21 protein-coding genes are annotated in these 26855 nt (G+C 44.0%); 9 read left to right on the plus strand and 12 right to left on the minus strand.

The window, feature by feature from the left end:
- Positions 1-5 precede the first annotated feature (5 nt).
- The 5 genes from GTQ48_RS14145 to GTQ48_RS14165 all read right to left on the minus strand — a co-directional run bounded on the left by GTQ48_RS14145 (position 6) and on the right by GTQ48_RS14165 (position 9249).
- Positions 6-3095 (minus strand): efflux RND transporter permease subunit, encoded by a 3090-nt coding sequence (locus tag GTQ48_RS14145; protein ID WP_163107247.1) that lies wholly within the window; start codon positions 3093-3095, stop codon positions 6-8.
- Complete coding sequence (locus GTQ48_RS14150; RefSeq protein WP_163107248.1) at positions 3092-6496, minus strand: efflux RND transporter permease subunit; 3405 nt, start codon at positions 6494-6496, stop codon at positions 3092-3094. The genes GTQ48_RS14145 and GTQ48_RS14150 overlap by 4 nt, the downstream gene beginning before the upstream one ends.
- Before the next feature lie 27 nt (positions 6497-6523).
- Positions 6524-7666 (minus strand): efflux RND transporter periplasmic adaptor subunit, encoded by a 1143-nt coding sequence (locus GTQ48_RS14155; protein ID WP_163107249.1) that lies wholly within the window; start codon positions 7664-7666, stop codon positions 6524-6526.
- A 244-nt stretch (positions 7667-7910) separates the two neighbouring features.
- Entirely contained in the window at positions 7911-8306 is a 396-nt protein-coding gene (locus GTQ48_RS14160; RefSeq protein WP_163107250.1) for an OsmC family protein, read from the minus strand.
- Between the two features lie 22 nt (positions 8307-8328).
- Positions 8329-9249 carry a S1-like domain-containing RNA-binding protein gene (locus GTQ48_RS14165; protein WP_163107251.1) on the minus strand — a complete coding sequence of 307 codons (921 nt, stop codon included), beginning with the start codon at positions 9247-9249 and terminating at the stop codon, positions 8329-8331.
- A 65-nt stretch (positions 9250-9314) separates the two neighbouring features.
- Here GTQ48_RS14165 and GTQ48_RS14170 point away from each other — a divergent pair, with 65 nt between their 5' ends.
- From GTQ48_RS14170 to GTQ48_RS14185, 4 genes are read left to right on the plus strand one after another with little or no spacing between them, the layout of a single operon-like run.
- Complete coding sequence (locus GTQ48_RS14170) at positions 9315-10040, plus strand: 5-oxoprolinase subunit PxpA (RefSeq protein WP_163107252.1); 726 nt, start codon at positions 9315-9317, stop codon at positions 10038-10040.
- Positions 10041-10097: 57 nt separating this feature from the next.
- Positions 10098-10838 (plus strand): 5-oxoprolinase subunit B family protein, encoded by a 741-nt coding sequence (locus GTQ48_RS14175; RefSeq protein WP_163107253.1) that lies wholly within the window; start codon positions 10098-10100, stop codon positions 10836-10838.
- Positions 10828-11838 carry a 5-oxoprolinase subunit C family protein gene (locus tag GTQ48_RS14180; RefSeq protein ID WP_163107254.1) on the plus strand — a complete coding sequence of 337 codons (1011 nt, stop codon included), beginning with the start codon at positions 10828-10830 and terminating at the stop codon, positions 11836-11838. Before GTQ48_RS14175 ends, GTQ48_RS14180 begins: the two co-directional genes overlap by 11 nt.
- On the plus strand, positions 11835-12701 hold the full coding sequence (locus GTQ48_RS14185) for an aminotransferase class IV (RefSeq protein ID WP_163107255.1): 867 nt from the start codon (positions 11835-11837) through the stop codon (positions 12699-12701). Before GTQ48_RS14180 ends, GTQ48_RS14185 begins: the two co-directional genes overlap by 4 nt.
- Positions 12702-12791: 90 nt before the next feature.
- Here the strand turns inward: GTQ48_RS14185 and fur are convergent, their stop codons facing one another.
- Positions 12792-13217, minus strand: coding sequence for a ferric iron uptake transcriptional regulator (gene fur, locus GTQ48_RS14190; RefSeq protein ID WP_032095827.1), 426 nt, complete (start codon positions 13215-13217; stop codon positions 12792-12794).
- Positions 13218-13531: 314 nt separating this feature from the next.
- Between fur and GTQ48_RS14195 the strand changes: the two genes are divergently transcribed.
- Positions 13532-15529 (plus strand): methyl-accepting chemotaxis protein, encoded by a 1998-nt coding sequence (locus GTQ48_RS14195; RefSeq protein ID WP_163107256.1) that lies wholly within the window; start codon positions 13532-13534, stop codon positions 15527-15529.
- An 89-nt stretch (positions 15530-15618) separates the two neighbouring features.
- On the opposite strand, the gene fldA is transcribed toward GTQ48_RS14195, so the two are convergent.
- The 5 genes from fldA to GTQ48_RS14220 form a co-directional block, all read right to left on the minus strand.
- Entirely contained in the window at positions 15619-16143 is a 525-nt protein-coding gene (gene fldA / locus GTQ48_RS14200) for a flavodoxin FldA (protein WP_163107257.1), read from the minus strand.
- A 30-nt stretch (positions 16144-16173) separates the two neighbouring features.
- Complete coding sequence (locus GTQ48_RS14205) at positions 16174-16392, minus strand: DUF2788 domain-containing protein (protein ID WP_032095830.1); 219 nt, start codon at positions 16390-16392, stop codon at positions 16174-16176.
- 152 nt (positions 16393-16544) lie between these two features.
- Entirely contained in the window at positions 16545-17321 is a 777-nt protein-coding gene (locus GTQ48_RS14210) for an alpha/beta fold hydrolase (RefSeq protein WP_163107258.1), read from the minus strand.
- Between the two features lie 89 nt (positions 17322-17410).
- Positions 17411-17809, minus strand: coding sequence for an H-NS histone family protein (locus GTQ48_RS14215; protein ID WP_163107259.1), 399 nt, complete (start codon positions 17807-17809; stop codon positions 17411-17413).
- Positions 17810-17962: 153 nt separating this feature from the next.
- A complete protein-coding gene (locus GTQ48_RS14220) occupies positions 17963-19612 on the minus strand; it encodes a 4Fe-4S dicluster domain-containing protein (protein ID WP_163107260.1) in 1650 nt (549 codons plus the stop codon).
- Positions 19613-19983: 371 nt separating this feature from the next.
- Here GTQ48_RS14220 and GTQ48_RS14225 point away from each other — a divergent pair, with 371 nt between their 5' ends.
- The gene (locus tag GTQ48_RS14225) at positions 19984-20736 is read left to right on the plus strand and encodes an electron transfer flavoprotein subunit beta/FixA family protein (protein WP_032095834.1); all 753 of its coding nucleotides are present in this window, start codon (positions 19984-19986) and stop codon (positions 20734-20736) included.
- On the plus strand, positions 20733-21659 hold the full coding sequence (locus GTQ48_RS14230; protein ID WP_163107261.1) for an electron transfer flavoprotein subunit alpha/FixB family protein: 927 nt from the start codon (positions 20733-20735) through the stop codon (positions 21657-21659). Before GTQ48_RS14225 ends, GTQ48_RS14230 begins: the two co-directional genes overlap by 4 nt.
- A 153-nt stretch (positions 21660-21812) precedes the next feature.
- Here the strand turns inward: GTQ48_RS14230 and GTQ48_RS14235 are convergent, their stop codons facing one another.
- Positions 21813-22121, minus strand: coding sequence for an isoamylase early set domain-containing protein (locus GTQ48_RS14235; protein WP_163107262.1), 309 nt, complete (start codon positions 22119-22121; stop codon positions 21813-21815).
- Between the two features lie 311 nt (positions 22122-22432).
- On the opposite strand from GTQ48_RS14235, the gene GTQ48_RS14240 reads away from it, so the two are divergent.
- Both GTQ48_RS14240 and GTQ48_RS14245 read left to right on the plus strand, forming a co-directional pair.
- Positions 22433-23680, plus strand: coding sequence for an efflux RND transporter periplasmic adaptor subunit (locus GTQ48_RS14240; RefSeq protein ID WP_163107263.1), 1248 nt, complete (start codon positions 22433-22435; stop codon positions 23678-23680).
- The gene (locus GTQ48_RS14245) at positions 23677-26826 is read left to right on the plus strand and encodes an efflux RND transporter permease subunit (protein ID WP_163107264.1); all 3150 of its coding nucleotides are present in this window, start codon (positions 23677-23679) and stop codon (positions 26824-26826) included. The genes GTQ48_RS14240 and GTQ48_RS14245 overlap by 4 nt, the downstream gene beginning before the upstream one ends.
- Positions 26827-26855: the final 29 nt, after the last annotated feature.

Here is a 26855-nt window from a genome sequence, read left to right on the forward strand (position 1 = left end):
TTGGCTCAAACCCTTACCCAACGCGACACTCTGTTACGTCCGTTGATAAAGAGTCGCTGAGTGTGGAATCTCAACTTGAGGAGTAATACATATGCTAACGGCACAAGGAACAAGCTGGTTAGTGTAGAAAATAGCAAACCTCCAATAATGGCGATGGCCATTGGGGAATAGGGTGGACCATCGCCGCCTATCCGTGTTGTGCCTATGGCAAGCGGAATTAGCCCCAGCACAGTGGTTGCCACTGTCATGAGTATAGGTCTTATTCGGGTAACGCACCCTTCAATAACGGCGTCGTATAAAGAAAGACCGTCATTAATAAGCTGATTAATTCTATCTACCAGCACAATGCCATTGTTCACCACAATACCCATAAGTATAAGCATTCCAATCATACCCATTACCGACATTGACGTTCCGGTTACCATAAACGCCCAAAACACGCCGGTGAAGGAAAACAATAAGGATGTGATGACGGATGTAGGTAAGATCAACGATTCAAACAACGCTGCCATCACCACGTATATCATGCAAAGCGCCAACAGCATGTTCATCTGCATAACCGCATTAGCTTCATCTTGGCGAGAGAAACTGCCGTCCAATGTCCAGGTGTAGCCCGTGGGCAGGGTGATATTTTCGAGAGCCGCTTCTATTTGCTGTCTCGCCTGTGCGGTGGTGGTTTCACCCTCAAGGTTGGCACCAATAGCCAGCGCGGTTTGGCGATAGCTACGGTTTATTTGCGACAGCTGAGGCTTTATTTCAAAATCAGCAATCATATTAAGGGTAATTGATTGGCTTTGCGCAAAGCCGATATTAATATTTTTGAGTGCACTGAGTGACGACTGAATATCGCTACCATATTTGAGCTGTACGTTAACCTCTCCAGCGTCGCTGTAGCGAAACGTCCTTAGATTACTGCCGCGAAGGGCGGTAGCAACTAGTTTGGCCACATCGTTAACCGCAATACCGAATCGATTGGCTTTTTCTCTGTCAATTCGAATCTGAACTTCATCACGGGTTGAGCCTGTATCAGCCTTCACATCTTTAAGTCCTTCCACTTTGGCAAGAACCGGCACCAGCTGGTCTGAAATTTTCATTAATTGCTCTGAAGACTCGCCAAGCAATGTCACTCGAATACCGCCACCACTGCCACTTTCCCACTGAAATGTGGGGCGTGCTCTTACGAAAGAGGGCATAGACTCACGGATATCCTCTTTAATCTGGCTAACCGGCACAGGTAGGTCGTCGTTAAGCGTAAGGCCGCTCGTTGCATACCCTGGAGTAAAATAGGTATATACCTGTTTAATATGAAAGCGTTCTTGATTTTCATACAAATACGCTTCCATTTTTTCAACCGTATTTTCTACCTCCGACAGGGTGTAGTTTTCGGTAATGTGGTAATTCAGCCAAATGCGTTCTTGGTTGTTATTACCATCATCATCTGACGTCACCGCCTGCATGGGAATAATAGTGGATGCCAGAATACCAAAAGCAATAAGTGATGTCTTACCCTGATTGTTAAGTACCCACTGAAGTATTTTCCCGTAACGAGAGATGTAAGCCGGGGGCGCTGACTGCTTGACCACCGGAATTTTCACTTTAGTGGTCAGTAAGGGAATGAGGGTTTTCGCAATAAAAAGAGAGGCAAATAGCGAAATACAAATGGCAACTGCCACGTGCTCTAGAAAGATGGTTACGTCAATTTTAACGCCAATGATATTGGGTAAAAATACAATGGCCGTGGTGGCCGTACCCGCAATGACGGCCAAGCTTACCTTGTTGACACCACTTTGTGTAGCATAAGCAATATCATTGTTTTTCTGGCGCTCTTGAAAAATACTTTCAGTAACAACCACCGCATTATCTACCAGCATACCAACGGCCAGCATCAGTCCCATCAGTGACAGTATATTTAGGGTATAACCCAGTAAATACATCACGCCCAAAGCGATACATATAGAAAATGGCACCGACAGCACAACAATAAGTGTGGTAACCAGTTGGCGCAAAAATAGATATAAAACGATGACTGACAGCAATGCACCTAGCAAGCCTGCACTTAACAAATCGCTTAGGGAAGACGTAACGCTTTTAGCGGTATCGTCCATCACAAAAAGGTTGATACCGGAAAACTCAGGGTCGTTTTTTGCTTCATTGATCACGGCCATTACGGCATCTGATACGTTGACCAAGTTACTGCCAGATTCACGAAATACATTGAAGCCAACAGCAAAGCTTCTGTCTAAATGACGTCCTTCGTTTCGCAAAGGCAATTCATAGCTGACCTCAGCCACATCCGACAAACGAATATTGGGTTTGATCCACATTTGTTTAAAGTCGTTAATATCGTCAAATTCACCTGTTGGGTTAACAAGCACCTTTTGGCCATCGTTATACATGTAGCCCGCAGTAAGGGAAAAGTTAGCCCCCTGTAATTTTCGTTCAAGCTCATTACTGTCTATGCGATAGGTAGAAAGTTTTTTAGCGTCCAACCGAATGGTGATTTGACGTTTCATGGTGCCATAAAGCTCAACTTTCGACACGCCGGGTACTCGTTCAAGCGGGTGCTTTAAGTTGCGCTCAAGCAAATCGTAAGCGTTAGAAAGGTCTCGATCGCTAGACACGCGCAGCTGAAAAATAGGCATGTCATTGGTGTTAAATTTGTACACCATTATGCGTTCAATATCTGAAGGCAGCTCATTTCTTATCGCGTCTACCTTCTCCCTTGCCTCGATACTTTTAGCTTTAAGGTTTTCTTCCCAATCAAACTCAACAACGATTTCTGCTTTATTATCATAAGAACGGGCTTGCAGGCGCTTAATCCCTGACATGGTGGCAATGGCAGCTTCAACAGGCCGCGTTATCATGGTTTCCACCTCAATTGGAGTGGCGTCAGGGTAGGGGATTTCGATAACCATTTGGGGTATATCAATACCGGGAAACTTCTCTAACGGAAGCAGTCTAGAAGACACTAATCCAAACAGCAGCATGGAGAAAAATAACATGCCTATGGTGACGGGTTTGTTAAGGGCAAATCTTGCTAACGCCGCACCTATACCCGCTACTACAGTTGGCGACTTTTCTTGTGAAGGCTTCATAGCGTGCCTCCTTTTACTACCGGCTCGTCACTTGTCATCACTGCACTCGTATCCACAGGTATTTTTTTATTGTCGAATAAGCTATACAGCACCGGCAGTAAGATGAGGGTAAGTAAGCTGGCAAACAGTAATCCAAAAATAACCGTTACCGCCATAGGAGTTCTTATTTCCGCACCCTCACCAAAACCAAACGCCATGGGGAGCAAACCGAGAACAGTTGTCAATGTAGTCATTACAATGGGTCTTAAACGTGTTTGGGCAGCGTCAACAATGGCAGCGTGCTTTTCCATTCCGTCTCTGCGCAGCTGATTTATTCTATCAACAAGCACAATGGCGTTGTTCACAACAATACCGCACAGCATAATTAGCCCGATAAACACCACCACACTAAGCGGTGTGTTGGTGAGCCACAAGCCATACACTGAGCCTGCGCCTGCAAGCGGCACTGCGAACAAAATAAGAAGCGGATGAAGCAAGGATTCAAACTGCGACGCCATAACCAGGTACACCATGAATACTGCCAGTGCGAGAGCAAATTGCAGCGAGCGGAAGCTGTTTTGCATATCTTCACTTTGACCTGCAATGGTGGCGCTAAGTGAGAGAGGAAGCTGAGTTTCGTTAAGTACAGTATTCGCAACATCAACAGCTTCGTCTAGCTTTCCTTTCGCTAAATTTGCCGTAACGATAGCGACACGCTGCTGGCCAACGCGGGTAATTTCACTTGGGCCCACGCTCATGTAAACATCGGCTACTGCGCTTAGAGGAATAGGCTGTGTTGAACGAGGGTTGATAACAATTGCCCTTACGCCCGCGATATCGTTGCGCTGACTTTCAATAGTGCGAACCAATACATCAACCTTTCTATCTTCAACGCTGTATTGGGTGGCAATGCGCCCGCCCACTTTGGCGGCGATCAGTTGCGATACAGTGGCTGCATCTAAGTTTAGCCGAGCAAGCTTAGCGTGATCAAATTCTATTTTAAGCTCTGGATTTCCATCGCGAATGCTGGTGGTTACATCGGTAAAATTAGCAAAGCTTGCCAGCTTAAGTGCAATAGCGTCACCATATTCTTGCAACTGGTTTAAATCGTAACCCGTAATTTCCACTTGAATTGGCGATGAAAAGCTAAAGAGTTCAGGCTCAGAAAAAACTGATTCGATATTTGGTTTGTTGTTTAGATAATCACGCAAGGTGTTTTGAACCTGCAGCATGTCATCTTGAGTCGCATTGGGTTGCATGACTACATTTAACCGGCCCCAGTGGTCGCCACCTTGATTAGGCGCAGCACTTACAAGGCTGCCCGTTCCAGACATCGCATAAGTACGCTGTACTTTTGTGTGCGATCCGCTCTGCTCTTCGTCCTTATGCTCGTCTTCTGGACCACTGTCCAAGCTGTTCTTCTCATTAAATACAACAGCCGCTAGTGCGTTGAGTTCGGCATCGGTTTTCTGCAAAGGAGAACCTGCTGGCAAGGTGATTTCTACTGAGAACTCTCCTTGTGACATGGTGGGAATGAGCTCCATACCCAACTGGGGTAACAGTAAAACTCCTCCTGCTGACAGCGCTATTGCAATTCCTAGCACTGCCGTTCGAGCGCGAAGGCTTGCTTTCAGTAACACTTCATACGCTTTTGATAGGCCATCAAACCCTTTGGAAAACAGCCAAATAAGTGGTGTGAACATTACCGACAAACATTTGCTGATGATGTGCCATGCACCAATTATCAAGGTAACAAGAGCGGCAGGTAAAAAAACAAAAACAAATTTAAACAGTGCTCTAACAGGCCAGGTGGCGTAAAACGCTATTTTACCTAACAGACTCGTAGGGGCTGTTTTTACAGAGGCTGACGGGTTATCGAATGTATCTTGGTGAGATAATTGTTGCGTTGATTTTCTTCTTGCCATCGCCGGAATGATGGTGAGCGCCACCACGAGAGATGCGGCAAGCGCAAAAGAAACCGTGAGTGCTTGGTCTCGAAATAACTGACCGGCAATGCCTTCAACAAAGATAAGCGGAACGAATACGGCCATGGTGGTTAATGTAGAGGCGATAATAGCGCCTGATACTTCTTTAGTGCCCTTGGCGGCCGCACCAAATTGCGTCGCGTCTTCGTTTTCGCCATGTTGAGTCGTTGTTAAGCCACGCTTGTGATTGCGGTGACGATCAATATTTTCAAGCACAACAATGCTGTTATCTACCAATAGCCCAACAGCAAGAGCGATACCGCCAAGGCTCATCATGTTTAAGCTTATGTTGTTGGCATACATTAAATTAAACGTGGCAATAACAGACACAGGAATAGACACGGAAATGATAACCGTTGCCCAGAAGTCTTTTAAAAACAAATACAGCACCAACATGGCTAGAATACCGCCCACAATGGCCGCTGATTTAACGTTGTCGATGGCCTGTTTTATAAACACGCTCTGATCATAAGTTTGACTAAGTGCATAATTTGAGGGGAGGGCTTTTTGTACTTCTTTCAGGCGACGCGACACATTGGTAGCCACATCCACCGCATTAGCGTCACCTTCTTTATAGATAGCTATTTCAACACCTTCAGTGCCATTGAAGCGCGTGATGACACTTCTGTCTTTATAAGCACTTTGTACAACGGCAACATCTTTTAATTGGATGTTTCGATTACCAGAGCGGCCTATAAATAAGTTTTCGATGTCGTCTAGTGTTTCAAACTGGTTTAGTGTTCGAACTAAAAAGGCTTGGGCGGCATTGTCTATTCTTCCGCCTGCGGCGTTAACATTTTCCGCTTTTATACGCTCAACAATGTCTGTGATGGGAATGGATAGCTGACTGGCTTTACGCTGGTCAATAAGAATGTGAATTTCATTTTCTAGCCCTCCGCCTAGTCGCACGGCCGCAACACCTTCAACAGACTCTAAGCCTCGTTTTACTTGTTGTTCGGCGTATAAACGCAAGCGTTTCATACCGCTTTCGGAAAGGTTTTCGGTATCAGTGGTAAGGCCTAACTTAATAACAGGGTCTAAGCTGGGGTTAAAACGCAGCAGTCGAGGTTTTTCAATGTCCAGAGGAAGTCGAAGTACGTCTAGTTTTTCTCTCACTTCTAAGCTGGCAAAGTCCATTTCCGTACCCCAAGCAAAGGATAAGACCACGTCTGATTGTCCTGCACGTGAGGTAGAGGTAACTTTACGCACGCCTTTAACAACGCCGATGGATTCTTCGATGGGTTTAGATACCAGTTGTTCTATTTCTGCAGGGGCGGCGCCATCGTAATCGGTGCGTATAGTTAAAGTGGGGTAAGACAAATCAGGCAATAAATTCACCGACAGCCTACCAAGAGACACCATACCAAATAACAACACCGCGAAAGTAAACATAGAAACGGCGACGGGACGCTTAACAGCAATATCGACAATACGCATAATACTATTTTCCTTATTTATCTTCGCTTAGCTGTTTACAACTTCAACAGGCGCATTGTCTTTTAAATTTTGATGTCCCGCAGTAACGACTTGTTCGTTACCGGTTAATCCGTGCGTGACTTCAATAACATCGCTATTTTCAAATCCGGTAGATACATTGACTTTCTTAACCACGCCACCGTCGACTACAAAAACGCTGTGGGTATTATCAATGGTAACCAGAGCACGGCGGGGCACTAGTGTGGTATTGGCATGAGTGGCATATTCAAGAGACACATCAGTGAACATGCCGGCTTTCAACGTGTTTTGTCCATTGGGCACTCTCAGGGTTACTTTGAAGGTACCGGTAGTGGCGTCGATAACGGGGCTGATTCGCTCAACATGTGCGGTTATTTCTTGATTGTTTAACGCGGCAACGTTTAGGATTGCGACCTGGCCTACAGACACATTTGTTAATTCGTTCTCTGGTAGGAATACTACGCCCTGAAGATCTTTTTGCTGCACAATATGAAACATTCTTTCACGTTGGAAAGACTCGGTTAAATTACCTACTTTGGCGTTGCGAGATGCAATAAAGCCACTGATAGGGGCCTCGATAGTGGTTTCTTTTAAATCCAATTCAGCAATGCTTAACGAGGCTTTAACCGATTCATACTGGGCGTTGAGTTTATCGTAGGTATCGTGACTAATGAGTTTTTGTGAGTATACCTTGTTGACGCGTTCGAGCTCGTTTTCGATACCTTGTAAATCAGCGCGTGCTTTTGACACATTGAGCTCATACCGACGCTTATCTAACTGTGCCAACGCTTGTCCTTTTTCTACGTAGTCGCCTTCTTCTACGAATATGGCTTCAATAATTCCTGATGCGCGGGCAGAGACAAACGCTTCTTCACGGGCCTCTAAAATAGCGGTTGTATCGTACGTTGAGGTAATGTCGCCTGTTTTTAAGTGAAGTGCTTCAACGGGAATAGCGAATACCGTCTCTTCTACTTTGTCAGGGCCATTCGCTGCATCAATCGCATCAGCATCTGTGCAGCCTGTTGAAAATGCGCTAAGCGCTAGAATTGTGCTACCGATAACCGCATAACGTAAAAGTGGAGAGTTAGTGTTCGAACTGCGAAGTGAAGCGTTGTTTGCGTTCTGATATGAGGTGTTATGTGTTGTGTCCATGGTCAATGCCCTAACATTTATTGTCGTTATATCATAATGACCAATATCAGCAGGTAACGTGCCAGTAAACTAAACGTTATAAGTTTCAGTAAGTTAGGAGTTTATAAAGGTGAAAAACAAAAAGGCCAACCGAAATGGTTAGCCTTTTTTACTATCTGTTAGCCAATATCGCTAAGTTACAGCGATTTAAACTAAAGTCTACAAGCCCAAAGCCTGCCTAGACATCGCTTATTCCACTGATTATCTATTCAACCAAGGTGAAGCTGGTGGTAATGTCAACATTGCCCTTAAGCATTAACATGACCGAACAGTATTTTTCCGCTGATAACTGCACAGCACGAGCTAACGCCTTATCGGTAATTCCCTTTCCTGACACCGTGTAGTGAGCATGTACTTTTTCAAACACCCGTGGTGGCTCTTCAGCGCGTGTGGCCTCAAGCTCACAATGACACGCTGAAATGTCAAAGCGCCCTTTTTTTAAAATATCAACGACGTCCACACTTGAACAGGCACCAATAGCAACAAGCACCGATTCCATAGGTGAAACAGCGTTGCCGTTTCCATCCATCACGGTGTTGTAACCACTGTCGGTAGTACCAGTAAACGTAAGGTCTTTATCCCATGAAACACGTGCTTTCATTATATATCCTGCGTTGTGTAGATTAAGTATTGGTGTTCAATCGTATTGCATCAGCGTTAATAGTGATTTTTTTCTGTTTATACAGCGCACCCAATGCCTTTTTATAGGCCGCTTTACTCACATTAAAATGCGTGTAAATATCTTCAGGAGCACTCTTATCAGTGAGCGTCGATATGCCGCCGTGGGCGTCTAAATCGTCCAAAATAGCCTGCTGAAGCTCACTTCGCGCATCTTTATCTATACGCTGAAGCACCACGTCAATTTTGCCATCTTCGCGAATTGTTTTTATTACACCAGAGGTAGCTTGACCTACTTTCAATGGTTTAAACGCGTCGCTGTGAAAAATCAGCCCAAGATTCTTTTCGTTTATCACGACTTTAAAGCCAAGATCTGTTTTGGCATAAACTAGGCATTCAACATCGTCGCCTTCATTCAAATAGGCGTTACTTTCCTGTAAAAAGTAGTGAAGCTTTGTCGCACCCAAAATGCGCTGGGTTTTATTGTCAAAAAACGTATAAACAACGTATTTCATACCCGCACTAACAGGCTCGGCTTGATAGTCGTCTGGAACGAGTAAATCGTTATCTAATCCCCAGTCGAAAAAAGCGCCGAAGTTGGTTGCAGATACCGCTTTCAATATTTTGACTTCACCCACTTGGATCAGCGGTTTTTTCACCGTTGCGTAGGGCTCTCCACGCTGATTTGTGGCAACAAATACCTCTATCTCTGCATTTGTTGCAAGGGGTGTTTCAACCTCATCAAGAGGAAGGGTAACGGTTTCATCGATGCCGAGGGTGTGGGCCTCTGAATCGAAAACAGCAGCACCTTCGTTATCAGTCCCACTCTCAAACTCGTTTTCATTAACGCCTAGGGCGGCTAGGGCGTACCCAAAAGGGTATTCTGCTACCACGCGCAATGTATTAATTTTTCCAATATTTATCATTAACACTGACTTTTTTAATAGAACAGGTAACATAATATCGGATTGGAGTTAAGAGCTAAACCATTATGAAGTTAAATTGCGATTTAGGTGAAAGTTTTGGGGCTTGGTCGATGCCTGTGGAAAAGGACATTATGTCTGAAATAGACCAAGCAAACATCGCCTGTGGCTTTCACGCTGGCGATCCATTGGTCATGAAAGCCGCGCTGGATATTGCCAAAGCCCATGGTGTATCGGTTGGTGCTCATCCGTCTTACCCTGATTTACAAGGGTTTGGACGCAGAAGTATGGCAATGCAAGCCAATGAGCTTAGCGCCTGTATTCAATATCAGGTAAGTGCATTAGTAGGGATGGCTGCCATAGTGGGCACGCAGGTAAGTTATGTTAAGCCACACGGTGCACTCTATAACGACATGATGAAAAATAAGGAAATTAGGCAAACCGTGATGAAAAGTGTTGCCGCCATGTGCCAAGGAAAACTTCCGCTGATGGTCCAAGCCACATCTCAACACCAAGGGATAGCAGATGAAGCAAAACATCATGGTGTATCGCTGTTGTTTGAAGCTTTTTCTGACAGACGCTATACCGATGAAGGCTATCTGCAGTCTCGTCAAATAGACGGCGCTGTGCTCAGTCCGCAAGAGGCGTTAGTACAAGCCAAGCAACTAATAGAGCAGGGCACAGTAACAACTGCATCAGGCGCCACGTTATCTATTCAAGCAGACAGTTTGTGTGTGCACGGCGATACAGCCGGCGCCGTAGAGATAGCCCGCCAAATTAGAGCTTACTTATAACTATGTTGTTTCAAGAAACACGTTATTTTGAAAGTTATCTTAAGGTAGGAGGTGCACATGCAACCTTTTGGCAGTATTAAGCAGTTTGTTCCCGTGGGAGCAGATGCCATTATGTTGTATTTTTCAGGTTCTGACTTAGAGCACGCAAATGCCGCCTGTCAGCAATGGTTGCGTGTACTCGATAGGGCTGCCAGTCATAGCGAACGACCTTGGCTTGTAGAATGTGTGCCATCTTACGATAGCTTATTAATAATATTCGATATTGAGCGAGTCGATAGCCACTTTGTATACAATACGCTTCGCAGCTGGCAAAACGGTGGAAACACCATAAGTGGCCCGGCAGTGGGTAGCCCGGCAGGTGGTAAAACTGAAATAGCCGCAGGAAAATGCCATACATTGCCTGTATGGTATGGTGCGCCAGACGCTAACGATCTTGTTGAAATTAGTCAAAAAACATCCTTATCGATTGAAGAGGCAATTTCACTTCATACCAGCATTGAATATAAGGTTTACGCGGTGGGGTTTGCTCCAGGCTTTGGTTACATGGGAGATATTCCGACACAATTACAGTGCCCACGATTAAGCACGCCCAGAAAGAAAGTGCCGAAGGGAGCGGTTGCCATCGCAGATAGGCAAACCGCTGTCTATCCTAGCGAATCTCCCGGCGGCTGGAATTTATTGGGCCTGTGTCCTGAAAACATGTTAGATAAAAACAATCAACCTTTGCTAAGTGCTGGCGATACCGTAAAGTTTGTGTCGATAACAGAAAGTGAGTTTAACGCCTATCATGAAGGTTGAAGTAATTTCAAAAGGCCTTTTCAGCCTCATTGTTGATGAAGGCAGAAAAGGTAAGCAGCGTCAGGGGTTCTCCCAATCAGGCCCTATGGACGAAATAGCGTATCGTTGGGCAAATTTTCTTGCTCATAACCCTGACAATACGCCCTGTTTAGAAGTGATGGGAAAAATGACGGTCTGTTTTCATGAGCCTACCATTGTTGCCGTTGCTGGGCGGCAGGTAAAGGTGCAGGTAAATGGGCATGACCAACCGTCTTATTCCAGTATCAAGGTCAATAAAAATGACCGCTTAAGCTTTGAAAGTGAATATGTTGGAAGTAAGGCGTATCTTGCTATTTGTGGTCAGTGGAAGGTTCCTTATCACGTTGACAGTGCATGTACTGTAGTTAGAGAATCCCTTGGCGGCCTTCATGGCGATGGTCGGGTGATTAGCGACAGTGACTGTATCGATATAAGTCGTTGCGATGAGCAAACCTATGCAACGTTATCCGTTCGTCAGCTGCCAATACGGCACAGCATGTCAATGCAACACGGTATCTCTATAAAGCACAGCATGTCGATAAAGTGCGGAGAGAATGTAGCCTATGATCTAAACGCGCCTCTACGTGTCATTAAAGGTTATCAAGAAGCGCATTTTAGTCAGGTCGCAAAGCGCATGTTTGAAAGCTCAGAGTATACGGTCAGTTCGTCAATCGACAGAATGGGCTATCGTTTGACCGGAGCAGATATTGCTTCATCGCTATCCTCAATGCGCTCAGAGGCTATTCATGTAGGCGCAATTCAAGTACCTCCAGATGGACAGCCTATTATTATGATGCGCGATAGACAAACCCTGGGTGGCTATCCGAAGCTAGGGTGTTTGAACCCACTCGATGTGAGTCGCTTGGCTCAGCGGGTTCCTGGGGAAACTGTTTCCTTTATTTTTCAAAATAGTGAAGAAGCCCGAGCCGACATTCTTTTGTCTCGGCAACACGTGCAGCGATTGAGAGGAGAAATTGCATGACAGTCGCTTTTTTAAACGGTGAATACCTTCCCCTGAGTGAGGCAAGAATTTCACCTATGGATAGGGGCTTCCTATTTGGTGATGGTATTTATGAAGTGATACCGACCTATGCAGGAAAACCGGTAGGGCTTAAGGGCCATTTGTCGCGGTTGGCCTCGGGGCTATCGGCCATTGAAATTGATAACCCTTATGACGATGCCATGTGGACATCCATTGTGCTGCAGCTGGCAACAGAAAATGCTCAGCATATAGAAAGTGGTAACGTGGGAGTGTATTTCCATGTGAGTCGAGGTACTGATACTAAGCGTTATCATGCATACCCAACTGGCGTTACACCAACGGTTTTTGCTTTCGCGTTTGAAATGGCAGCCCCCCAGTCAAATTCAAGAAGCAGTGCCAAGGTGTATAAAGTGGCACTAGAAGAAGACAAGCGCTGGCAGCGGTGCCATATAAAGTCCACATCGTTGCTTGGCAACGTCATGCACTTTCAAAGTGGCGTAAAAGCTGGTGTTAACGAAACGATTTTGTTTAACGAGAAAGGGCTGATAACTGAGGCAAGTTCGTGCAACGTATTTATGGTGAAAAACGGCATTATTAAAACGCCGCCTTTAAATAACGAATTGCTGCCAGGGATCACCCGCCACATTGCACTAGAATCGTTTAAGCGTGCAAACCTTAACGTTGTAGAGGAGTGGTTTTCTAAAGAGTCACTGCTCGATGCCGATGAGGTGTGGCTTACATCCTCCAGTAAGGAAGTGTCTCCTGTTATTGAAATTGATGGGCATGTTATTGGTGAGGGCGCGGCAGGTGAAGTGTGGGAACGTGCAATAAGGGCGTATCACGCTTATAAATTTGACGCTTAATGCGCATATAAGCAGCGTTTGAAAAGCGAAAAAAAACCTGCCGATATTAGGGCAGGTTTTTTATTTGAACTTTAGGTCGACACGCCTTGATTAGTCGAGTGTGTCGCAGTTCCCGTCGGTACATTCGCCGTACAGGTACAAGCTGTGGTGAGTAAGCTTAATATTGTGCTGCTTTGCCACCATTTCTTGTCGCTGCTCGATAATATCGTCTTCAAACTCAATCACTTTTCCACACTTTAGGCATACCAAGTGATCGTGATGGTCTTTATGGCTTATTTCGAAAACAGATTTGCCGCCTTCAAAGTGATGACGATTTAAAATGCCGGCGTCGTCAAATTGGTTAAGAACACGGTATACCGTAGCTAAACCAATTTCTTCATCTTGCTCGATAAGAATCTTGTACACATCTTCCGCACTTATGTGTTGATTATTTGGGTCTTGCAGAATTTGTAAAATTTTAAGGCGAGGCAGAGTGACTTTAAGCCCTGCTCTTTTCAATTCTTTATTTTGATCCATTACAACCTACTGAGAAAGTGTGAAAAACATTTGCAGGTATTATAGGTAACTTGTAGCGATTTTAAAGTAAAACTCAGGTTTCTTTAAACGTATGAACGATTTTTGTTCTTAATTCGAATAGTGGGCAAGTAGCAAAGGTGTATTAAGTTAAGCGTAAAACGGTAGCGATTGTTCATTAAGTACAGGATAAGAAACATGAATATGTAAAATAGATATAAACTTTTGGTGCATTGAATTTACATACTGTTAAACTAGAATTGAAAGACTATTGTGACACTCCTTGCTTTTGTCGGGCGTACTTGTTGGATTCTATTATGCAGTTAACAATAATAAATAAAATAACGTTAGGCTTTGGTCTGTTCGGATGCTTACTTTTATTTACCAGTGTTTTATCTTACTTCGGCCTTAATGATATCCGCAAATCTGCAGAAGATGTTGTTGAGCGAAAAATGCCTGAGCAAACCAGCATGGTAAGAGTGAAAACAGAAATTTTGTCCTTATCTGTTATCACCGCAAACGGCTTCCATGTGGAAAACGCTGCTTCATTCGAAAAAAATAAAGCATTGTTTGATGCATTATCTTCTGAATTTACAAAAGATCTTGATAACCTCAAATCGTTAATGCCTTCAAATGGCGATGCCCAAAAAGCAATTGCAGATAGTCTTCATTACGTAGAGAGCAGCAATAAAATGTATGCGGCTATAAAATCGCGTATGGAAGTAGAGGCGCAGCTGCAAAGCCAACTTGAACAAGTGCTAATGGTGGCCGACGAGGCCAGTGCACTTATGCTTGACCTTTCGTACATCGACTCTAACGATCCAGGTATAGAAACATTAATTGGCGCTGGCACTGCCATAGATAACAAGCTTCTCACAATCAATGACTCATTTATCGAGTTAGCAGAGTCTAATCGCTCAGAAGAAAGCCTAGGAATTATTGATGATTTAAGCTATCAACTCAGTAACCTTCAGGTAGATAGAGACTATATAAATAGGTTAGCAAGCGGAATAGACGACGGTGGCACGGTGAGTGCGTTTAACGAGCAATACGATGCCTTACTGGTCGCTGTCGACAAGTTAACAGCGCTGCAAAAAGCAAAGCTAGACGTGATTGAAAACACGGTGGCAGAGAGAAGCAATGCGACCTCATCGCTCAATACGGCCCTGGACGACATCAACGCATTATTTAAACGGGTTCAAGCTCAAGCGTTAAGCGGGCAAAACGCAATTTTAGAATCGGTACAAGCTAACTTAGTTAAAAATACTATTGTTGCTGTATTTGGCCTCATTACCGCCATTGTACTTGCCGTTGTGGTTACCCGCAGTATCTCAAAACCACTTAGCCGCATTAACCGTGGTTTGAGTTTATTGAGTAAGGGTGACCTGAGCCAGAAGCTACCTGAAGAAGGTAACGATGAGTTCTCAGCACTGTCTGCCAAAGTGAATAGCCTGACCGATAGCCTAAGAGAGCTGGTTGGGAATATTTTAGAGCAGGAAACGCGGTTAATTGAAATAGCGAAAGAGAGCGTAGAATTAGGTGATAAGAGCCTAGTCGATGTGGATGACCAACGAGAGCAAGTCACGGTTACGTCCACCAATACGCAACATGTACAGGAAAAAAGCCGCAGTAACCTTAAACAAATTAATCAGGCTATGTCTGCGCTACGGGATATTACCAATCAGAGCCAAGACATTGGCCATCTCGTAGAGCGAAATAGGCAGCAAGTAGATAGCCAAGCTAAACAGGCTGAAACATCTGCAGAGATCATCGCCCGGTTAGATGATAACTCTCGCAGCATTGGTAGCATACTTGATGTTATTAAAACCATTGCAGAACAAACTAATCTACTGGCGCTTAACGCAGCCATAGAGGCTGCCAGAGCAGGGGAGCAAGGACGTGGGTTTGCTGTTGTTGCCGATGAAGTAAGAACCTTAGCAAATCGAACTCATGACTCAACTGAAGAAATTGAGCAGATGATTGGCAATTTACAAAAAGATGCTGCTGAAGCGGTTAAAGCCATTGAATCTGGGAAAGAGCAGGCAAAGGGCAGCGTTGATATTACCCACCAGGTTGCAGAGCAGGTAAAAAGTATTCGGGGAATTATTGAGCAGCTAAGCAACATCAACGAGCATATTGTCACCGATACCGAGCAGCAGGACGTGTTGCTAGCCGACGTAGCGCAAAGCTTAAACACCATTGTCAGCTTGGCAGACTCCAGTGCTCAAAGCACAAGGCAGTCTAACGAATCCACCATGAAGTTAGATGCGCAAACTGAAAGCTTGCGAAAAGCGGTTGAGCGTTTTCAATTGTAAACGAAAACATAATGTCAGAAATAAAATGCCAGGCACAAAAAAACCGCTCACCATGAGCGGTTTTTTTATCTTTAACAAACGGGCGTTATTTACGCCAGTTCAGCGAGACAAAGTTCGTCGTGAATTTGTTTACACCACGCTTTCACTCGAGAGTCAGTGAGCTCTGGCTGTCTGTCTTCATCAATACCAAGACCAACAAAGTGATTGTCGTCAGCCATGCCTTTAGACGCTTCAAAGTCGTAGCCATCGGTAGACCACTGACCAACAAGAATTGCGCCCTTCGCTTCAACGATATCGCGCACCATACCCATGGCATCTAGGAAATATTCAGCGTAGTCTTCTTGATCGCCACAACCGAAAATTGCCACTAGCTTATCGTTAAAGTCGATGCCCTCAAGCTCTGGGAAAAAGTCGTCCCAATCGCACTGTGCTTCTCCGTAGTACCACGTAGGTATTCCGAAAATAAGAAGGTCAAACTCGGCAATATCTTCTTTACTGCTCTTAGCAATGTCTTTAACGTCAATGAGTTGCTTACCTAATTCTTTTTGAATCATCTTCGCTACGTGTTCGGTATTACCCGTGTCACTGCCGAAAAATAGGCCAACGCTCGCCATAACTAACCTCTATTAATCATTTCTGTCTGTTTAAACGCCTGAATTAAGCCAGAACCATTCGATGAGTCCCTTAGCTAGAAACCCCACGGCACCTAAGCCAAGCACGCCATAGGTCACTACTTTACCAATAAGAGGCACATCGTTTTTACGCAATACATCGTGCACAGCAAAGCCCATCAATGCAAAAAGTATTGCAAGGCCGCCATATAGCATAATGGACTCTATCAGTTCATAGTTTTCTGCAAGCATGGTTTCGTTAATTCAATATCAGTAATTTACAAAATCTGCTCGAATGATATCACAATATGCGAATGTGTAAGAGACCAAAATATTCAAAAATATGTAATAGTATCCGCCGTCACTGCAAGTTTAATAAGAGATTGTTTTATCAATACAAAAAATCAATTTTTTTGTAACATTCTCTCTACAATTGCATTAAACGCCGCAGGCTTTTCTGCATGAAGCCAGTGCCCGACACCTTCGATAATATGCGCTTTCGCATTTGGGAAATAGATACCGATAGCGGCTTTATGATCCGCGGTGATGTAATCGGAATTGCCCCCTTTTATAAATAGGGTAGGCCCGTTAAATTGTTTAGACGTTTGTTGCCAGTCTACTATATGAGGGTAGCTCTCTATCAGCCCTGCTAAATTAAAACGCCAAGACCATTTACCTTCGTCTGTTTTGTACAAACTTTTAAGTAAGAATTGTCGTACACCAGGTTCCTCAATAAACTCAGACATTGCAGTTTCAGCGTCTTTTCTACCCTGAATGTCATCTAACGGAACTGCATTTAAACCATTAAATATGCTGTAATGCCTGTGGTTGTATGCAACTGGCGCAATATCAGCCACAACGAGGTGGCTCACTTTTTCTGGGTAGTTAAGTGCAAACTGCATTGCGACTTTGCCACCTAAGGAATGACCTAGTATGGCTACACTCGAGAGGGAAAGTGTTTCGACAATATCGTTAATGGCATTGGCTGCGTTTGTGACGTCAAATCCATTTGTCCATTTCGATTCACCGTGGTCAGGAAGGTCGATGCTTACAATATTGTATTGTTTTTCAAAATGCCGTTTAATTATTGCTAAATTATCAGCGCTTCCAAATAATCCATGAATTAAAAAAAGCCATGACGATGAATTATCGCATTGAGATATTTTGTAATTTATATCCACGTAGTCGCCAAATAAATTGATGAAAAAAAGAGGCCTGCAAGACAGACCTACGTAAATGTAATTAATAACAGTATGTATTAAGGCATGCCTTAATTAATTGAAAAGCTATCCAACGATTTACCACCATCAAGGGCGTCTTTATAAACCCGTGGCATTCTGCCAATGCCGGTCCATGGATGCTCAACGCCTTTTTCGTCTACAAGCTTATATTTGACCGGGCGTTTTTTGCCTGTTTTCTTGCTTGTCTCGCTACTTAAAGCCTGTAGGTCTTCAACATTTAAACCTGCTTCTTCCATTTGTTGTTTAATGGCGGCCAGTTTTTCCCGTTTTTCCTGTATTTCTTTTTCTTGCTCTAGCGCTTTTTCTTTTCGCTTATCAACAATATTTGCTAATTTCTCTTGAACTTCTTCCAGTTCTTCAATGCTTAATTCCTTTACTGCACCTTGTAAACGTCTTCCATGGGTTAAAATATCTAAAAATTCACTCATTAATTAACCTTAGTACGTTGGGTGTAAATTCATAATGATAATAATTAATAAACGGGCAAAAAAAAAGCGGGCAGAGCCCACTTTTTAATTTAATACGATATACAGCGTAATTCAGCCGATAAAAGCAAACCTTTACACAAATCGACTCATCATTTACATATTTGGATAATTAGGGCCGCCAGTACCTTCAGGTACTACCCATTTTATGTTCTGGCTTGGGTCTTTAATATCGCAGGTTTTACAGTGTACGCAGTTTTGCGCATTAATCTGAAAACGCTTTTCACCTTCATCTTCAATAATTTCATAAACACCAGCAGGGCAATAACGTTGAGCAGGCTCTGCAAATTTCGGTAAGTTTATCTGAATTGGAATAGAAGGATCTTTCAATTGCAAATGACAGGGTTGATCTTCTTCATGGTTTGTATTGGATAAAAACACAGAAGATAGTTTGTCAAAGCTCAAGACGCCGTCTGGTTTTGGATAACTGATTTCTTGTGATTTATCCGCTTCGTTAAGCTGCGCATAATCTTTATGCTCATCTTTCATGGTAAAGGGTAAATTACCTTTAAAGAAATTTTGTTCTAAGGTGTTAAATGCACCGCCCCAGAAATTACCCAATTTATGAATTGCCGGGCCAAAGTTACGCGAACGGAATAATTCATCGTATACCCAAGACGATTTAAATTTGTCTGTGAAACTGGTTAATTCTTTAACCGGTGCTTCATTATTTTCTTTTATTGCTTCAAATATACTCTCAGCTGCCAACATGCCAGATTTCATGGCCGTATGGTTGCCTTTAATTTTCGCAAAGTTCAGCGTACCAGCGTTACAACCTACTAGTAAACCGCCAGGGAACGTCATTTTAGGCAGTGAATTAAACCCACCTTTCGCAATGGCGCGAGCGCCGTAAGAAACCCGCTTACCGCCTTCAAGATATTGTTTAAATACCGAGTGATGTTTTAGACGTTGGAACTCATCAAAAGGACTTAAATAAGGGTTCTCATAATTAAGGTCAACAATTAAACCCACAAACACTTGGTTATCTTCGGCGTGATACATGTAACTGCCGCCGGTAGCCTCATCTAATGGCCATCCCGCACTGTGCACCACTAAACCTGGCTGGTGTTTGGCTGGGTCGATATCCCAAATTTCCTTAAAGCCAATGGCATAATGTTGTGGTGAACTGTCTTTATCTAGATTGAAGTGAGAAATAAGTTCTTTACCAAGGTGGCCTCTACAGCCCTCTGCAAATATGGTGTATTTCGCGCGAAGCTCCATACCCGGCATGTAGCCGTCTTTATGCTCACCATTTTCGCCAACGCCCATATCGCCAGTTATTACACCACCAACACTACCGTCTTCGTTGTAAATTGTTTCTGCGGCAGAAAAGCCAGGGAATACTTCAACACCCAACTGTTCAGCTTGTTCAGCAAGCCAGCGGCAAACATTACCCATAGAGACAATATAGTTGCCCTCATTATGCATGGTTTTTGGGGTAATACCGTTTGGCAGCTTCTTGGCCGAATTCTCATCGTTAAGCAGGTAAATGTGGTCTTCGGTAACAGGCGTGTTAAGCGGCGCGCCTTTCTCTTTCCAGTCAGGGAAGAGCTCATTCATGGCTCGAGGCTCAAAAACAGCACCCGAAAGGATATGTGCACCTACTTCGGAGCCTTTTTCGACTACGCAAACCATTAATTCTTGGTCATTTTCATTTGCAAGCTGCATTAGCTTACAAGCAGTTGATAGTCCAGCTGGGCCGGCACCGACGATGACTACGTCAAACTCCATCGATTCTCGTTCCACGGGAGGCTCCTTATGTTCGTATTTTTATAATGCACTATTGATGAAACAAATAATGCAATGTGTCAAAAACATGTAAATTAAATGTCGACCTGCAAGGTAATCCAGGTTGACGTTTACGTCAACAGTAAGTACATTGCATAGCAGTTTACGTTAACGTTAACTGACAACGCATTTTATGCGCTGGTAAACGTGGTGTTAACGCCTTTTTCGAGCTAGCCTTGTAAAAACGGACGTTCCACGGTTTCTTTTTTAACGTAAAGTGCTTTATTAAAGTTTCAAAAAGCGTGGTGAAGTAATACGTTTTTAATTTTTAATAGTTAATTATTAGTGAAACGTAGTAGACACCGACGAACTCTATAATTGAGGTAAATATGAAAATACTCGTACCGGTCAAACGCGCGATCGACTACAACGTTAAGGTAAGAGTGAAAGCCGATGAATCTGGCGTAGATCTTACTAATGCAAAAATGGCCATCAACCCGTTTTGTGAAATTGCTGTTGAAGAAGCAGTAAGATTAAAAGAAAAGGGTATTGCCACTGAAATCGTTGTTGTTTCAATTGGCGATAAAAGCTGCCAAGAACAAATTCGCACGGCATTGGCATTAGGTGCTGATCGCGGCATTCAGATTGATACCGATCAAAACCTAGATTCTTTGCAAGTTGCTAAGCTGTTAGCAAAAGTTGTTGAAGAAGAAGCGCCACAGCTGGTTATCCTAGGCAAGCAAAGCATCGACTCTGATAATAATCAGACGGGTCAAATGCTAGCAGCATTAACGGGAATGCCTCAAGGCACGTTCGCTTCTGAAGTAGCCATCGACGGTGAAAAAGTGCACGTTACACGTGAAGTAGACGGCGGCCTTCAAACTATAGCGCTTTCTCTTCCTGCAGTAGTAACCACAGACCTTCGATTAAACGAACCTCGTTATGCGTCACTTCCTAATATCATGAAGGCAAAACGCAAGCCTCTAGATGTTAAAGCAGCGGCAGATTTTGGTGTAGCGCTAGAATCTCACGTGAAAGTGCTTAAAGTAACGCCACCGCCACAGCGCGAGGGTGGTATTAAGGTAGCAGACGTTGCTGAGTTAGTAGATAAACTTAAAAATGAAGCGAAGGTGATCTCATGACAGTACTTGTATACGCAGAACACGACAATGCGAGCCTGAAAACCGAAACTAATAAGCTAGTGCATGCTGCAAAGCAAATGGGTGGCGACATTCATGTATTGGTTGCTGGTGAAGGCTGTCAGGCGGTTGCTGATGCAGCGGCGCAAGTAGACGGCGTTACTAAGGTACTGCTTGCAGACAACGCGGTTTATAAATATCAGCTAGCTGAGAATGTTGCAGACCTAGTACTTGAACTAGCAGGCGATTATTCTCATGTCATTGCTGCAGCAACAACCACAGGCAAGAACTTCATGCCTCGCGTTGCGGCACTGCTCGATGTAGCTCAAATTTCCGATATTATTGGCGTAGAAAGCGAAGATACGTTTATTCGTCCTATTTATGCGGGTAATGCGATAGCGACTGTACAATCAGGTGACGCAACGAAAGTTATTACTGTGCGAGCTGCGTCTTTCGATGCTGCTTCAACTGGCAATAGCGCTGAAGTTGCTGCTATCGACGTAGTAAAAGCAAACGAAAAGTCTGATTTTGTATCTGAAGAGCTTACAGAGTCAGAGCGTCCTGAGCTTACTGCTGCCGATGTCGTTATTTCTGGCGGGCGCGGTATGCAAAACGGCGAGAACTTTAAGCTTCTTGAAGGTATTGCTGACAAACTAGGCGCAGCTATGGGTGCATCTCGTGCAGCCGTTGATGCCGGTTTCGTACCAAACGACATGCAAGTCGGCCAAACAGGAAAGATCGTTGCTCCTCAGCTTTATATTGCCGTGGGTATTTCTGGTGCCATTCAGCATCTTGCTGGTATGAAAGACTCTAAAGTTATCGTCGCTATTAACAAAGACGAAGAAGCGCCTATTTTCCAAGTTGCAGATTACGGCTTGGTGGGTGACTTGTTTGAAGTGCTTCCAGAATTGGAAGGCGCTATTTAATCAAGTGTTAGCAGTATGTGTGTATAACAGCTGACTGAATACCTGTTTAAATGCGAGCGATAAAACGCAATAAAAAAGGGCTGCTTCTGCAGCCCTTTCTGTAGGGAATCTATAATTTTTCTAATTGTGCGTTAAAAGCGAACGATGAACGAATTACACGCGAACTACGGAGTTCTCTTCAAAACTAACGGGTGATGTTCTATATGCATCGGCTTCCCAGTCATTTTCCCAAGTTTTACCGTCTAAAAGGTAGCGGAATTGATATTCTGCATCTTTATCTAGGTTAACTGTTAGGGTGAAGTCACCGCTTTTTAGCTTTTTCATCGACAGGGGCTTTTCGTCCCAGCCAGTAAAGTCGCCGCAAAGCTCTGCGTTTTTCGCTTCTCCTGCTGCTTCCGCATTCAGTCGAAATGTCACTTTGCACACTGGTTTAGATTTAAGGTATTGCTTCTTAAGACTCATAATGTGTTTCTCTTCAACGTAGCGAAAATATTCTATTTAGAAAAAAGTGTCTTTTCTAACGCTCTTTTTCAATTGAGCGCATAAATAATCACCGATTATCGAAAGTTTTTCAATCAGACTTTTTATTAGCCCAATAATTCCTTATATTACCCGTGCTTTATGTAGCGATGCGGTTTTCAGCAAAAAATACATAAAATCTAACAATCTATGTAAAGCAACAGTAAAGAAAAATCAGTACACTGGTCACATACAATAATAAAATATTAGGTCTTCTTTAAAAGGCCTTAGCAACTTGTTCCTAGGGATAGAAAATGAAAAACTCCGGTTTAAAAAAGAGTGGTATACCACTTATTATTATTGTTGTTGCGTTCGTTGCAGCAGCAATCATGATCAGCGCTAAAAAACCACCCGAACAGGTTCCCGTTGAGATACCGGCCTTTTTGGTAGACGCGCAAGAGGTGTCACCCGAGTCTATTAGTTTTGTCGTCAGTTCACAGGGTAATGTTGTCCCAAAGCATCAAACTGCATTGAGTGCGCAGGTAAGTGGACAAGTCGTCTCTCTATCTGACCATTTTGTAGTAGGGGGAACGTTCAAAAAAGGTGATGTGCTTGCTGTACTAGAGCAAGAAGACTACATGACCGATATGAAGCTTGCTGAAGCTGAGCTTGCGCAAGCTCAGGCTGCCCTACAAGAAGAAATTGCGAGAGGGAAAGTTGCTGAACAAGAGTGGCGCTCAGTACGCAACTCAACGCCCCCCGAGTTGGGGTTACGCAAGCCTCAGCTCGCCAAGGAACAAGCGAATGTAAAAGCCTCCGAAGCAAAACTAGAGCGTGCAAGACGTAACTTGGATCGCACAAAAATAAAAGCGCCTTACAACGGTATTGTGGTCGAGCGAAATATCGATTTAGGTCAGTTTGTAGCAATGGGAACGCCAATTGGTATGGTGTATTCAACTGATACGGCTGAGGTAAGGCTACCAATCACCGATGGCGACTTAAGGTTTATCAACATTGCCGACCAGTCATCAGACGGTGCAGAGGTTACTTTACGGGCTACGGTGGGCGGTGCAAAACGCAGTTGGACTGGGCGCCTAGTTCGCTCTGAAGGTATTTTGGATACCGGAAGTCGTGTAGTTTTTGCTGTAGTTGAAGTGACGTTGCCTTATCAAATTAATGACGAGCAAGACTCTCCACTTCGATTTGGACAATTTGTTGAGGCCGAGATTACCTCAGGCAGAGACGAGCGCTTAATAGTACTTCCCCGCAATATTCTTCGTTTAGATAACACCGTACTGACTGTGAATGAAAATCGCGAGCTTGAAATTGTTCCTGTTGATGTAACACGTACCACGGCTGAAGACGTCTTTATTAGCGGCGGTATAAACGAAGGCACTTTGGTAGTGACAAGTGCAGTACCTAACCCTTATAACGGAATGAAAGTTCGACTGCCAGGCGATCAAATAGTGTTAGCCGAAGAAGCTGAGCTAGATAAAGGCACTGATAAAAATTCAGATAAAGAAAAAATTAATACTGATACCTCAGAAGGTGGCAGCGAATGAGTCGTATAGATACACATAGCGGATTGATTGCTTGGTTTGCACGCAACAACGTAGCCGCTAACTTATTGATGTGGCTATTGGTCGTTGGTGGCTTATTTGGTGCATTCTCAATTCAAAAACAAGTGTTTCCAAGTTTCGAAATTGATGTAGTTAATGTTCGAGTTCCATACTTGGGTGCTGCGCCACAAGAAGTAGAAGAGGGTGTGCTGCTTAAAATAGAAGAAGCCGTGAAAGAGCTTGAGGGAATTAAGCAACTTAACGCTACTGCAGTTGAAGGAATGGGAACCGTAAGTATTCAAGTTGAAGAGGGCTACGACGTTAAGTCTTTGCTCGATGAAATTAAGGTACAGGTTGATGCAATCCCCAGCTTTCCTGCCGATACGGAAAAGCCGGTTATATATCGACAAAAGATTCAGCAAGACGTTATCTGGGTATCGGTGTATGGCGATGCCTCCGAGCGCGAGTTAAAAGAGTTTGCAAAAGACCTTCGCGATGATATTGCAAACCTGTCCGGCATATCGAGTGTTCAGGTTGTGGGTGCTCGCGATTATGAAATTTCAATCGAGCTTTCTGAATCTGACCTGCAAAAATATAACCTCACCTTTGCCGATGTTGTGGCGCGTCTTAGTCAGTCAAGTATCGACTTACCAGGCGGCTCAATTAGAACTGAAAATGGCGACATCTTATTAAGAACGAAAGGTCAGGCATATACAGGTTGGGATTTTTCACAAATTATCTTAGTGTCAAACAGTAACGGTACTCGGGTAACTCTAGGTGACGTGGCCTACATTAACGATGGCTTTATCGAAAACAACCAGTACGCTTTATTTGATGGAAAGCCTGCGGTTAGTTTGCGTGTTCGCGCTGTGGGCGATCAAAATGCCTTAGAAATATCTGAGCAAGTTAACCAATACATCGACAAAGAAAAAGAGACGTTCCCTGCGCACATTACAGCAGACACATGGGGAGACAGCTCGTTTTACCTCGCTGACAGACTCAACATGATGCTAGAAAATATGTTTTTCGGTGCCTTGTTAGTTTTCTTGGTGTTGTCTCTGTTTCTTAAAATTAAGCTGGCGTTTTGGGTCATTATTGGGCTGCCTGTTTGCTTCTTGGGTACGTTGTTAGTGATGCCCTTAGACATGATTGGCGTGTCTATTAACATGCTTAGCTTATTTGCTTTTATACTAGTTCTGGGGATTGTGGTAGATGACGCCATTATTATGGGGGAGTCTGCGTATTCCGAAATAGACGCAAAAGGTCACAGTGCAGAAAATGTTATCGCTGGAGTAAAAAAGGTAGCAATGCCTGCAACGTTTGGTGTGTTAACAACCATTGCCGCATTCTCGCCAATGCTGATGGTATCTGGGCCCTTCGGCATTATTTGGAAAACCATCGGTATGGTGGTTATTGTTTGTCTTGTCTTCTCTCTCATAGAGTCAAAGCTGATATTGCCCGCGCATTTAGTGCACATGAAGCTGAAGCCATACGACCCGGCAAAAGCAAATAAATTTCAGCGTTTTAGAGACTTCTTCAGCGAAGGCATTAAGAAGTTTATTCACAATACCTATGCCCCATTTTTGGCTAAAGCAGTGAGAAACCGCTATACCACTGTAGCCACTTTCCTAGCCATGCTTATTCTAACGGTTGGTTTATTTGGCGGCGGGATTGTGCGGTTTGTATTTTTCCCCAGTATTCCAAGCGACTTTATGTCGGCAAGCTTTGAATTAGAGCCTGGCTCGTCTATTGCTCAGCGCGACCGCGTGCTCGACACCCTTCGAGATGCCATGAGTAGAATGGACAAAAAGATTGAAGAAGAGACGGGCACTAACGTTATTAAACACGCCATGACCTTCGATAACGGAAACTTGGGTGGTGAAATTTTTGCAGAGCTCACCAAAGGAGAAACTCGTACACTGTCAGACTTTGATATTCAAGATCGCTGGCGTGAAGAAGTACCAGAAATTCCCGGTGTGAAAACTTTTAGTATTAGCTCGCCAGGTGGGCCAGGTGGTGGCGCCGACCTTAGTTTTGAATTTAGTTCTAGCGATATTAATGCGCTTCGCGCCATCACGGATGAAATAAAAGAAGTTCTTGATACCTACGAAGGCGTTACAGACATTAACGATACCTTCTCTGGTGGTAGCGATGAAATTCAGCTGGCGCTTAAGCCACAAGCGGATGCCCTTGGCATTACGCTGCAGCAGTTAGGGCAACAGGTTCGCTTTGGTTTTTACGGCGCGCAGGTACAGCGTATTCAGCGTGACGATGAAGAAATTAAAGTGATGGTGCGCTATCCAAAATCTGAACGCAGCTCAATTGAGCACCTTGAAAATATGCGCGTGCGAGCGCCAAATGGCCAAGAGATCCCTTTTGAACAAGTTGCCACATTCAATTTGGGTCAGGGCTTCGACTCTATCATTCGCGTTGACGGTAAACGCTCGGTTACCATTACAGGTGTAGTGGATAAGGCCTTAATGGACCCGTCTGAGGTGACGTATGATGTTGTAGATAACATCATGCCGGACTTACTTGCTCGCTATCCCAACGTTGAATTTAAGCTACAGGGTAATTCGAAAGAACAAGCCGACGCTATTTTCAGCCTAATGCAAGGACTGCTGTTTGCTCTGTTTGCCATTTATGCCCTGTTGGCCATTCCGCTTCGCTCTTACAGTCAGCCGCTTATTATTATGTCGGTAATACCGTTTGGCGTGGTGGGTGCCATTATTGGTCACTTGGTGCTTGGTATGGCGGTAAGCGTGCTGTCCATTTGCGGAATTATTGCGCTGTCGGGAGTTGTGGTAAACGACAGCCTCATTATGGTTGATTTTGTTAACCGGGCACGTAAAGAGGGACTGTCGTTAATGGATGCCGCCATAAGTGCTGGCACGCAGCGCTTTAGGGCCATTATCCTGACTTCACTGACTACGTTTATGGGGCTTATGCCTATCGTATTTGAACGCAGCTTACAGGCGCAAATTGTAATACCAATGGCCATTTCACTGGCGTTCGGTATTTTGTTTGCCACTGTGATTACGCTGCTTCTTGTTCCTGCGCTGTACTTAATTCTTAACGACATAAAAATGATTTTTAAGGGTAAAGATAACGCAGCGAAGAGTAGTTCTGAGATTGAAAATGCAGGCTGATCTCAAAATAGCCGTGTTTTTGGAGAGTA

Source organism: Alteromonas genovensis (assembly GCF_010500895.1).
Taxonomy (GTDB): Bacteria; Pseudomonadota; Gammaproteobacteria; order Enterobacterales; family Alteromonadaceae; genus Alteromonas; species Alteromonas genovensis.